The following is a 12,151-nucleotide window of genomic DNA, read 5'->3' as shown; positions in this document are numbered from 1 at the left end:
TTTGAAGAATGTAGCTAAAAACACTATCTAGGATGCTTGTTCCACAGTCTCGAAGTTTTGGAACAAGGAAAGGGCCGTGCCGTGTGCCTAAAGTCGCGTTCCCAAGTTTTGAAACAAGGACACAGCAGTGCTCTGTACCTACAGATATGAGGTGCAATAACGTAATTTAATGGAAAATATCCGGGTGCGACAGCCAACCAGCAGAAATTGAATAGGTAGGGACACAGCCCTGTCCCTACAACTATGACTTCCTACATAAATTTAGCTGCCTTAGTGGCAGGAGTTATTATGAAATTCACTGCACCCTTATTAGCATCCGCTTTAGTGTTCGCCGGTACTGTCGCCTTTGCAAGCCAAGTGCAAGCAGCTCCAGCCAGCAACTCTTGGAATAGCACTAGAACAACATTTCAGTGCGTTACTTCCGGTCGGGATTTTGTTACAATTGCGCGCCGGGGAAATGTCACGACAGATCCGATGATTCTTTGGAAATCTACCGAGTTCGGTCGCGAATATACACCTTGGCAGCGCTGTCAAATTGTTTCCAATAGATTGACCAAAGCTGTTGCCCAGAATGGTGGAAGATTGAGCAACTTGCAGTTAACAACAGGAATTGTTAATAACTTGCCCGTAGTTTGTTACGTGAACGGACGGGGGCGCTGCAACTCTCAAAATCTGCTGTTCACCTTAGACAAGCGAAATGCTAAAAATCCCGGTGATGCTTTAACGAGATTGATTAATTTTGCCCAAGACGGCAGCGGGCCCGTGACAGTGTTCAGAACCGGAGCTCAATCGTCTGCGCCGCAGTTTGTTCCCTTTGGAGATATGGTCGATCGAGCTTTTAATTCTTCCAATAAGAAACCGTCAGTTCCTGTAGCAAAACCGCAGGGCGATCGGGGTATTTAATAGCCGCGCCTCTAATATCGTTCCCGGTTGCATTGAGACATGACATAGAGGACACGGCACTGCCGTGTCCTGGCTGTGGGTAATATTAATTCCAATGCTTGCACCTGAAAAATTTTGAAACTATTGTGGGGTGGCTTCTAGCCCGCCCCTAAATATTTAGACTAAAAAAACTACACTGTCACCCCTTCAATTTTCTCATCAGTCAACTCGTACAACTCGCGCAACTGCTGCAACTTATCCGCATCCGGCAGCCAAAAACCTCGCCCGTTAGCCTCCAACATTCTGCCGACAATATTGCGAAAAGCTTCAGGATTTGCCTCCCGCAACTTCTGCGCCCTTTCCCGATCTAAAGCATAAGTATCAGCCGCTTGATCGTAAACCCAACTATCAGTAAAATCAGCCGTTCCGCCCCAACCAATTAACGCCGTCATGCGCTGCGAAATTTCATAAGCGCCGCCCGAACCTTGATTGACCATCGCGTTAGCCCACTTAGGATTTAGCAACTTAGTTCGATATTCCAAGCGCAGCAAATCTTCTAAATTGCGCGGAGTGGTATCCTGAGAAAAACTTTCTACAAAACTCGTGTTAACCTTTTTGCCACGCTGCTTTTCTGCGGCTTTCTTCAAACCGCCAGTATTCGCATAATACTCTTGAATATCAGTCAAACCGTATTCCACAGAATCAATTTCTTGAATTATGCGATCGCACCCTTGCAACAACTGCGTCAAAACCTCCGGCCTCGCTTCCCCCTTATCCTTCCTCCCGTAACTAAAAACATTGCGACTTTCCCAAGTTTTCCCCAACTCATCCCCCGATTCCCAACTACCATCCACAACCCGATCATTAACCAAAGAACCAAAATCCCCAGCCGGATTAGAAAACAACCTTGCCGAATAATTCTGCACACCTTGTCCCTGCAAAATTAAAGCGTGTTTGCGAATAAAATTCTCCGATTCCGGTTCATCAGCATCCGCCGCCCGCACAAACAAATCATCCAACAATTCAATAATATTCACAAAGCTATCACGGAAAATCCCCGAAAGATTTCCCAACACATCAATCCGGGGATGACCGACATCAGCTAACGGTTTTAATTCATAGCGAACAATGCGGCCTGTTCCCTCTTTCAGAGGTTCAGCCCCCACCAATTCCAGCAGAATTCCAATAGATTCGCCCCGTGTTTTAATCGCATCCAAACCCCACAACATCACCGCCACAGTCTCAGGATAATTCCCCTGTTCCTCAAGGTGCTTCTCAATAATTTTCCGAGCAATTTCGCGCCCCCTTTCATAAGCCGCCGGAGAAGGCATTCGATAAGGATCTAAAGCGTGAATATTCCGACCAGTTGGCAACACTCCAGCCCCATCCCGCAACAAATCCCCACCCGGTGCAGGCAGAATATATTCCCCATTCAAACCGCGCAAAAGATTAGTCAACTCATCCGTCGTTTGCAACAACAAATCTCTAACTAACAAACCCTCCTCAAAAACCCCACCAAACCCCTCTTGTGGCACAGGCATCTTGCCTGTGCTTGCTTGTGGCACAGGCATCTTGCCTGTGCTTGCTTGTGGCACAGGCATCTTGCCTGTGCTTGTTTGTGGCACAGGCATCTTGCCTGTGCTTGCTTGCGAAACAATTGCTTTCACCTGTTCCTCCGACAACCTATCCCCAAAATAAGCCTCTAGATAAGAGGTCATTTCCTCAGAATTAGGCGGTTCCCCGAGAACGTGCAAACCCGAAGAAAACAAACGACATTCCACCACCTGCAAATACTCGTAAAGCTTCACCAAATAGCGATTAAAAGCATCAGCACTGAACATTCCCACATTCTCAAAACTAAAAGCAATCCCCAACTGGCGAGCCTCATCAAACGGACAATCCGCCTCCAAACCGCTATCTAAAATTTTCTTACAAATAGCCTCTTTCAGCACATAATTCTTGGCCGTATCTTCCCGATATTCCGCAATCAAATCCCGCAAAGCCATCAATTCCTTGTACAAGCCAGCGCGACCGTAGGGCGGCACATTGTGAGAAATCAAAACACCGTAACCGCGCCGTTTTGCTAACATCGATTCCGAGGGATTGTTGGCAGCATAGATATAAAGATTCGGCAAACTTCCCAACAAAATATCCGACCAAGAATAGCCCGTATTTCCCAGAGGAGAACCGGGCAACCATTCAACAGTGCCGTGCATTCCGAAGTGAACCACAGCATCGGCTTGCAAATCATTTTGCAGCCACTTGTAAAAAGCAGCGTATTGAGGGTGAGGCGTCAAATCGCGATCGAACATTAAGCGCATCGGATCGCCAGAAATTCCCAGCGGCGGCTGCAAACCTATCCAAACATTCCCCAGTTGAATGCCACCGATTAGGAACTCGTCGCCGTCTGTCTTAATGCCAGTACCAGTCAGAGATTCCCACTGTTTTTCGATACGACTTGTTAACAGATAGCCCAGCCATTTTTCTAAAGTTTTGACATTAACAGTCTCTTTTGTGGTACGGGCATCTTGCCCGTCACAAGTAGGTTCATCCGCCTCTTTCACCCTGCGAATTAACTCCTCACCGTCTGCCGGAATTTCTCCAACTGTATAACCTGCTGCTTGAAGTTTGTGCAGGAAATTTAGCAGCGATTTCGGTACATTTAATAAAGCAGCCGTACCCGCCGCACCGTAACCGGGAGGAAACCCGTAGAGAATAATCGCAATTTTCCTTTCAGATGGCGGAGTTTGGCGCAGGTTCACCCAATTGTTAATTCTACTTGTCAGGCGTTTCGCGCGATCGGGCACCAGATAGATATCCTCACCCACCAAACCGCCCAGGGGAACAGGATCGATCGCGCCATCCAACTCAGGCAAAGCATACAATACCACACTTTGCAAACCCCCAATCCCCTGACGAGTCCAAGAATGGATATCCTGAATCAGCAGAGGTGCGGACACAAAATAAGGTACATTTTTAGCAGTTAAAATCCGCTTAGCAACTTCCACCTGCCTTCCACCCTCCATCGAACCAGCAGGCCCGCCAACCAAAGGAAAGCCAATAGTAGAAACAATCGCATCAACTTCCACAGCATCTTTAGAAAGCGAAAGAGTTTCAATATTGCCTTGTTTTCGGCGCGCCGTTTCATCAGCAGTCGTCATCCAATCCCGCACCGCCACATGGCCTTCAACGCCATTGATAAAAATCGGCAAAGGCACAATTCCCGCATCTTCAAAATAGCGAATTAATTGAGGAATATAAGGCTGCTTGGTGATAACGTGCTTGCGGTAAAGCAAGATGCCCACAACAGGGGATTTTACTTGCTTAAAATTAGGGAACCAATTGGTTCCAAATTTTGTGGAACGGGCATCTTGCCCGTTAGAAACCTGGTCAGAATTTTCCGACAAATTAGTCTCAAAATTTGTGGAAGGGGCATCTTGCCCGTTATAACCCTTTCTATCAAGATGTCTAGCCTCTTTTGTGGAACGGGCATCTTGCCCGCCCCTAGCACTTTGATGACTCAGATACCAATCCAAATATTGCCGAGGCGATTCAAAATAACCATTATAATCAGGATGCAACAAACCCATATTGGGAGTTTCCACAGGCGGCGGAATTTCTGCAACCTTCAGCCCCAAATACTTTTCGGCAATAATCCAAAACATCGAGACAACATTATCCGCCCCGCCCGCATTCCAGTAACCATAAATAATCAGCCAGTTACGCAAATCCTGGACTTTTTGCACCGGCACATATTTTAATAACTTCGGCCCCACCTTCAAAAAGCTGATATAACCAGCCAGCTTATCTTCTTCTCGCCCATTGCTGAACTTATCCAGAATAAACTTAACCGGTTTCGGCATTCCCTTCGGCTTGTCGCCAATTTTAAAAGCGCCAATTTGAGTAAGACTCATCAATTCCAAAGCAGACTCAAAAACCAGGCGAATTGGAATATGTTGCACCCTTTCTCGCAGCCACATTACCGCATCGTAATCAAACAGCAAACTCCCGAAAAACACATCAGCATTAGAGAGGGCGGCTGCTACAGCATCGGGTTCATCTGCGAGGGCCCGATCGCTAAAAACCCGTACTTCCAATCCCTGACACCCAGAAACAGCCAACTCGGCAGCTTTGCGGTACAAATCAGCATTAAAAGATTCAAACCCTGCAATTAAAACAATGCGTTTCACAGCCCTACCTCGAAATATTTGCTTCTTTTAATGATAGACTAATTGCAGAAAATCACAGGCAAGATGCCTGTGCCCCTAATAAAACAGAAAAACTTCTTGCTTCACCTCTTACTCTTCCTTCGCGCCCTTCGCGCCTTCGCGGTTCGTCAAATATTTATTCTGAAAGTAACAAAAGATTAAAATAATCAAACCAATCCAAACACAAGCATAATTAAAACAGTGAAGCGAATTCCTCCCGCCATTATCATATTAGGTCAAAACAGCCTGCCGATCGCCAAAAAAATCTCCGCACATTTCCCCGGTTCCCAGATTTACGGTTTAATCGATCGCACGAACGACACAGACATCAACTTTAGCAACTTCGGCGAAACATTGCGGGAATTATTTGCAACAGAAACCCCAATCATCGCCATCTGCGCCGCCGGAATAATCATCCGCACCCTCGCCCCGCTGCTGTCAGACAAACGCGCCGAACCGCCAGTTTTAGCCGTCGCAGAAGACGGAAGCGCCGTCGTACCGCTGCTGGGCGGTTTGCACGGCGTTAATGATTTGGCCAGAGAGATTGCAGCAGCCCTAGGCGTACAACCTGCAATTACCACCACCGGAGATATTCGGTTTCGCACCGCCTTGCTGAGTCCTCCCCAAGGCTATTATTTGGCGAATCCAGAAGATGCGAAGACTTTTATTTCAAATTTGCTCGCCGGGGCAAAAGTACGCCTAGAAGGTGCTGCAAGCTGGCTTTCCGAGAGCAATTTGCCGATCGCCCCCGACGCCCAATTAACTATCCGCGTCACCGAAAAAGCAATTGCGCCAACGCCCGATTGTTTGGTTTACCATCCGCAAATTGCAGCAGTTGCACTCGCGAACCTATCGAATATTCAGCCAGAAATAGCCCTGTATTGCGTGCAGGAATTACTGGCAAAAACCAATTTAGCAGCAGCTTCTGTTGCTGGATTTTTTGCATTAAAACATGAGATGGGAAATCCGGCACTTGAAGCACTTTCACAATATTTTAAAGTCCCCGTCCGCTTTTTCAATCTCTCCGAACTTGTCGAATTAAACTCTATTGAATTCATCGAAAATCAGGCTGCACAAATTGCCCTAACAGCAGCAGGTGCAAACAGTCAGTTAATCGAATGCGATCGCACTTTATCCCTGAATTGCGCGATCGCCCTGACCGCCGAACCCATAAATGCTAACGCGATCGGATTTAGTCGCGGCAAACTCGCGATCGTCGGTACGGGCCCTGGTGGCGCGCCCTGGATGTCGCCGGAGGTTAAGGAAATTCTGCGCGAAGCCACGGATTGGGTGGGTTACAAGTTCTATCTCGACTTAGCCGGAACCCTGCGGGAAGGACAAAAGCGGCACGATTCCGACAACCGCGAAGAGATCGATCGCGCCCGTTTTGCCCTAGATTTAGCAGCATCCGGCAAATCTGTAGCCGTGGTTTCGTCGGGAGATCCGGGTATTTTTGCGATGGCGGCGGCAGTGTTTGAGGCGATCGACTTTGATGCCAAACCCGAATGGCAAGGCATCGATATTCGGGTAGCACCGGGCATTTCAGCCATGCAGGCGGCCGCTGCTGCGATCGGAGCACCCCTCGGACACGATTTTTGCGTGATTTCGCTTTCGGATATTCTCAAGCCCTGGGAGGTCATTGAACAGCGGATTTCCGCTGCTGCGATCGCAGATTTCGCGATCGCATTTTACAATCCGATCTCGAAACAGCGGATTTGGCAACTCTCAAGGGCGATCGAGATTTTGTTGCAAAGTCGCGATGCTAAAACCCCCGTCATATTGGGGCGAAACCTCGGCCGGCCCGGTCAATCTGTGCGGGTTTGCACCCTCGGCGAATTCCAGCCGCAAGACGCCGACATGAGAACTTTAGTGATTGTCGGTTCGAGTCAAACTCGGATTATTCCCCGCAAATATGGAGATGTTTGGGTTTACACGCCGCGCAGGTATGAAAAATAAGTAAAGCAGCAAAAACTTAGGAAATCAGCAATTGACTGAAAGCTAATTGACTTTGACAATAAAATATTTTGCTCTCGCTGGGGGGAGTCTAGGTTAACAAATGGTGCTGAATCACTCGATCGCGATCGACTTCTTATTTCATCTCATAGTTGTCACTCTCGATTGATCAGTAATCGCCTTTGATTACAGAAATCCTCGGTAATCAGGGATCTCGGCTTGCGGAAGCCGAGTTTTTCTGGCAGACATCGAGCGAATTTAGAACTAGACTCAACCCTAGTAAGGGTTTCAGCTTCATTTTGGGAGAGATATAATTTACTCCTCAGGAAACAAAAATGTTTTTTTATGGTCACGATAAAATCAAGGGCGATCGAGGTCTGCTAAATTCCTTAATCCTACGATAATCCTACGGTTACAAAAAGAGGGTCTTCACCCGGAAGAGTCTTCTCTGTCTTGGGGTAGACCGAGTTTTTTTTTTCTTTTGATAAGATCCCCTTAAACAAAGATTAAGAAAACTGTTAAAAAAGCATGAAATTCCAAATTCCTTTAGCTGCTGGGGCTGTCACCCAATTTTTGCTTCGAGTGGTGACCTGTCTAGCTGTACTCTCTTTCTTAAGTCAGATTAGTCTGTACTACTTGCCGGACTACCCGTTGATAGAGTACGTTGCAAAAATATTTAACGTTGATGCCGAGCGGAACCTTCCCACCTTCTACTCTTTTTTGGCATTGCTGTTTAGTTCTCTCTTGCTGGGTGTGATCGCCTATGCGAAAAATTTGGATAGCGATCGCTACAAGAATCACTGGAAAATTTTATCCTTCATATTTCTATATTTATCGTTCGACGAAGCTGGTCAATTGCACGAAAAGTTTATAAATCCGATGCGAAGCCTGCTAAATGCCTCAGGAGTTTTTTACTTTACTTGGATTGTGCCGTTCGGTTTTCTGGTAGCGATATTTCTCTTATCCTATAGTAAGTTTGTGTTCCACCTTCCTGTTGCCACAAGAAAATTATTCGTTGCAGCATGCGCTCTTTATATTGGAGGAGCAATCGGGATGGAACTTCCAGGGGGATACCTATTTTCTACCATGGGAATGGAGAGTGTACCCTACCTGATAGTAGCGACCCTTGAAGAGTTTTTAGAAATGCTGGGCATCGTTGTATTTATCCACGGATTGATTTCATATATCAAGACATATGTAGGCGGCGTAAGTTGGAATATTTACATAGCAGGAAAAAACTCACAAGTTACCGAGCCTCAAAATATCGGCCTACCTGCCCTTAGCGAACCAGCCAACACAAATCTATTAAGGTGAATCACTTAAAACCGGGTTTAATGGACGACGAAAATACTGCATTATGGCTTTTGATCAGGATAAAAAACCCGGTTTCTTTGGTACTGAGTTGTCAGGGTCAATTTTTTTCACTTTCTCCCAATAATTCACACATATAAGTTTGCACTCTTTCAGTGGCCGACTGGCTACTGCGTATGGTCTTTTTTCCGCGTCAAATTTTGTTTTTTTAGTTCACGACACATCATGCTAGGACTGATAGCTTCCTTGTAGTTCATAAGCCAATATTCACAATATTCTGACAACGTGCTATCCGGATATTTTTTTACCCTCTGGGTCAATTCAGTTCTGCGCGAGTGTCACACAGTTTTGGGGCTTCCACCCTGTTTTCTGGGCTGAACATGACCAGTCGTTTGTTTGTGTTTTAAAATTTTTTGAACAAACCCTTTACTCACCTCAAATCGAGTGGCTAATTTCCTAATTGATGTATCACCTTGTGCATAGATTTTAACTATTTCCTCACCAAAATCGCTCGAATAAGGTTTCATTTTTTTCGCTGATGTACTACATACAGTGCATCCTATATACATGGAATCTGCTGGAATTTACTTCTCAGTAAATATTTTATTATTATATATTCAGAGTAAATAGAAGGCGATCGAGGTCTGCTAAATTCCTTAATCCTACGATAATTCTACGGTAACAAAAAGATTGCCTCCACCCGGAGGAGTATTCGGGAGCATCTCCAATTTGTAAAAACACTTCTTCTGGCTCCGGGCTTCTGGCTCCTTGTTTCTGGCTCCTTCTTTCTTCCTCTTTCCTTATGGCTCCTGGCTTCTGGCTCCCAACTCCAATTTCTACCTGGGCTGCTTTCCTTGACATTCTCCCGGAGTCTTCTCTATCTTTAGGTATAGAGAATGTTTTTGGCTTATTGATACGCTTTCCTTAAACATATGTTAAACTAAGGTTAAAAAAAATATGAAATCTCAAATTGCGTTAACTCCTGGGGCTGTAACCCAATTTTTGCTTCGACTGGTGGCCTGTCTAGTTGTACTATCTTTCTTAAGTCAGATGAGTGTGTACTTCTTGCCAGAGGTCAAGTGGGCAAACTTCTTTGCAAAAGCCTTCAACCTGGATGCCGAGAAAAACGTTCCAACCTTATACTCATGTTTGGCACTGCTGTTTAGTTCTCTCTTGCTGGGCGCGATCGCCAATGCGAAAAATTTGGATAGCGATCCCTACAAGAATCACTGGAAAATTTTATCATTCATATTTTTATTTCTATGTTTAGACGAAGCGGGGAGTTTGCACGAAAAGCTTATGGAGCCGATGCGAAGCCTGCTAAATGCCTCAGGATTTCTTTACTTTACTTGGGTTGTGCCGATCGGTTTTCTGGTAGCGATATTTCTCTTATCCTATAGTAAGTTTGTGTTCCACCTTCCGGTTTCTACAAAAAAATTGTTTGTTGCAGCCTGCGCTCTTTATATTGGAGGAGGAATCGGGATGGAAATGCTAGGCGGATACCTATCTTCTACAACGGGGGAGGGGAGTCTAGCCTACGCCCTAGTAACCACCATTGAAGAGTCATTAGAAATGCTTGGCATCGTTGTATTTATCCACGCCTTGATTTCATATATCAAGACATATTTAGGCGGCGTAGGTTGGAATATTTACATCCCAGGAAAAAACTCACAAGCTACCGACTATCAAAATATCGGCCTACCTGCCCTTAGCGAACCAGCCCACACAAATCTATTAAAGTGAATCACTTAAAACCGGCTTTAATGTAGACGAAAATGCTGCATTATCCCCTTTGCTCAGGATAAAAAACCCGGTTTCTTTGGTACTGATGCGCGCGGGACTGGAGGTTCTGCGATCGCCAGCGCACACAACGACTAATATATAGGCTGCTTGCTGCACGAAAAGACTAATTAGAGGTGGAACAGCTTACTTCACAGATGACATCCTCACCTTTACCAGAAAATCGCTAAGAGCAACCTTTGCATGAGGATTTGACGGCAAATGACTTGTAAAACTTGCATCTTCTAATATATTAATTAGCCGATCGCGCTCTTGCTGATAAAATTCAATATCTGTATCTTCCAGCACTGATTTTTCCTCCCCAGCCAGCTTGCGATCAATCAAATCAGGAATATACGACAACTCGAACTTCTCGTTAAGTTTCACCAAATTCGCTTCGACTTCCCCCGTTTGCATCAAGTGAATCCCAGCTAGCAACACCCGGTAAACATACAGCAGCGGCTTAACCCGACGCGGGCGTTCTTTCTCAAACAATTTCCATTGAGTTTTAGCAAAACCCAGATAGTGGTGGCTGTGGTGCTTGGTAATGCAGTTCGAGGCGATATCCTTTAATTCCTCGTGTTGCTTTGTACTGTAAACTATGAGCGGCGAATACAGTTGTTCCAAGACGTAGCCGTTGCGCTTCAACAGCAACTCAAAAAATTTCTTGATGTCGTGAGTTACTAAATCGAGTTGCATTCCATCCCGAACTTCCGAAACTTCGATCGTTTCTTCTGCAGAAATCAGTCCAATTACTTTCGGTAGCGGTAAGATGTGTACTCCCCGCAAGTCGAAGTCAGAATCGGCGGAAGGAAAGCCGTATAAATGCGAACCGCTGACAGTCGCAAACAGCAGCGGATAAGGTTGAACCGAGATAATTTGGGCGAGATTCGAGAGGTATTCTGTCATTTATTCCAGTCCATGCAGGCGGGCTTTGTTTCACAAGAAGCGATTTCAAGATCCGATTTCGATCGCACCTCTGCGAGATTTAATCAAAAACAGATTCGCTTTCTCGTAATTAGGACGTTCTGGCAATTTAGTTGCAGCAAAAGCGTGATCGAACTCACCGTGCAAACTCAACCGCCAGCGATTCACCTCATCCCAGGATATTTCTTGGTTGCGAATAGATAAAAGTTGCGATCGATAATCCTGCACCCGAACAGGCACAAACCCCTCCTTTAGCACCGTAATTCCTGACAGCAACAAGCGAATTAAGTGCATCGCGTGCTTCCAACGAATTTCCCCGGTATTGTGGAGGTCTTGCTCCATTTTTTTAAATTGAGATAAAACGTAGCTATTGTAAGTTTGGTAAACCAATTGAGAAAGAAAGATTTCCCTAATTTCCAGCAATTCTTGTGCGACCGGAGAAACCGTTTCTACCAAAGGCGTGTACAAACATTCTAGCACATTTGGATTAGCTTTTAGTGCCAAGATTAAAAACTTTTGCAGTTCCCAATAGCATTCCTGATTTTCCTTGTTTTCCAATTGTTCTGGGATGCCGTAAAGCGACCAATGAAGTATTGCGGGCGGCAGGTAAATCCCGCGTCTGTCTGTATCAGATTGCTCGTTATCAAGACCATAAGCTCTCGAACCAAGAATGCAGCGGTAAATTACAGAATCATAGAGGTTGTATTCTGCAAGAAAATCTCCTCCTGACTGCAATCCTTCGCTCTGAAACTGCTTGCGGATGCTGAGTTCGTGCCGCCGCAGACTAACTTCTGTTCCGTCTGGGAGTTTGACTAAATATGCGTGGGAATTGTCCGTAGGCGATTGAACGATGACGCCTACTAATCCCGGTTTCCAAGATTGGTCACTGGCGGGGTTTTTGACCTCGATTTTGGTGACAATTTGGGTTCCTGCGGGGATGATTAAGTTGAAATTTTGAGGAATATTGGCATTTGCCATGAGGAAACCTCCTGCGGGGGCACGAGCTACAATGTTAGTGTAGCATATGTGTAGTATATAAGGGTACTAAGTAACGAAAATTAAGAAGCACCAGAGTTTTCGCGCCTTTGCTT

At 45.6% G+C, this 12,151-nt stretch carries 9 protein-coding genes; 4 read left to right on the top strand and 5 right to left on the bottom strand.

The genetic code is table 11. The annotated features are described in order from the left end of the window. The first annotated feature begins 288 nt into the window (after window positions 1–288). Window positions 289–903: a COP23 domain-containing protein gene (locus tag D0A37_RS22910; protein ID WP_242717829.1), complete on the top strand. Its 615-nt coding sequence runs from the start codon at window positions 289–291 to the stop codon at window positions 901–903. 170 nt (window positions 904–1,073) lie between these two features. Here D0A37_RS22910 and D0A37_RS22905 read toward each other — a convergent pair whose 3' ends face one another. Further along, window positions 1,074–5,072 (bottom strand): cobaltochelatase subunit CobN, encoded by a 3,999-nt coding sequence (locus D0A37_RS22905; RefSeq protein ID WP_242717827.1) that lies wholly within the window; start codon window positions 5,070–5,072, stop codon window positions 1,074–1,076. Window positions 5,073–5,291: 219 nt separating this feature from the next. On the opposite strand from D0A37_RS22905, the gene cobJ reads away from it, so the two are divergent. Then, complete coding sequence (cobJ, locus tag D0A37_RS22900) at window positions 5,292–7,046, top strand: precorrin-3B C(17)-methyltransferase (protein WP_242717825.1); 1,755 nt, start codon at window positions 5,292–5,294, stop codon at window positions 7,044–7,046. Between the two features lie 525 nt (window positions 7,047–7,571). After that, window positions 7,572–8,357 (top strand): DUF8692 domain-containing protein, encoded by a 786-nt coding sequence (locus D0A37_RS22895; RefSeq protein WP_242717823.1) that lies wholly within the window; start codon window positions 7,572–7,574, stop codon window positions 8,355–8,357. 335 nt (window positions 8,358–8,692) lie between these two features. On the opposite strand, the gene D0A37_RS22890 is transcribed toward D0A37_RS22895, so the two are convergent. Together D0A37_RS22890 and D0A37_RS22885 are read right to left on the bottom strand one after the other, a co-directional pair. Continuing rightward, entirely contained in the window at window positions 8,693–8,881 is a 189-nt protein-coding gene (locus D0A37_RS22890) for a helix-turn-helix domain-containing protein (RefSeq protein WP_242717821.1), read from the bottom strand. Window positions 8,882–8,963: 82 nt separating this feature from the next. After that, window positions 8,964–9,215 carry a hypothetical protein gene (locus D0A37_RS22885; protein WP_242717819.1) on the bottom strand — a complete coding sequence of 84 codons (252 nt, stop codon included), beginning with the start codon at window positions 9,213–9,215 and terminating at the stop codon, window positions 8,964–8,966. A gap of 96 nt (window positions 9,216–9,311) precedes the next feature. Here D0A37_RS22885 and D0A37_RS22880 point away from each other — a divergent pair, with 96 nt between their 5' ends. Then, entirely contained in the window at window positions 9,312–10,097 is a 786-nt protein-coding gene (locus D0A37_RS22880) for a DUF8692 domain-containing protein (protein WP_242717817.1), read from the top strand. Between the two features lie 183 nt (window positions 10,098–10,280). On the opposite strand, the gene D0A37_RS22875 is transcribed toward D0A37_RS22880, so the two are convergent. Both D0A37_RS22875 and D0A37_RS22870 read right to left on the bottom strand, forming a co-directional pair. Next, window positions 10,281–11,042, bottom strand: a complete 762-nt coding sequence (locus D0A37_RS22875; RefSeq protein ID WP_242717815.1) for a nucleotidyltransferase domain-containing protein — start codon at window positions 11,040–11,042, stop codon at window positions 10,281–10,283. Between the two features lie 45 nt (window positions 11,043–11,087). Beyond that, window positions 11,088–12,038: a nucleotidyltransferase domain-containing protein gene (locus D0A37_RS22870; protein ID WP_242717813.1), complete on the bottom strand. Its 951-nt coding sequence runs from the start codon at window positions 12,036–12,038 to the stop codon at window positions 11,088–11,090. Between the last annotated feature and the right edge of the window lie 113 nt (window positions 12,039–12,151).

This window comes from Microcoleus vaginatus HSN003, assembly GCF_022701255.1.
Lineage (GTDB): Bacteria > Cyanobacteriota > Cyanobacteriia > Cyanobacteriales > Microcoleaceae > Microcoleus > Microcoleus vaginatus_B.
The sequence above is the reverse complement of the archived record's forward strand: the minus strand, read 5'-3'. Positions and strand labels throughout refer to the sequence as shown.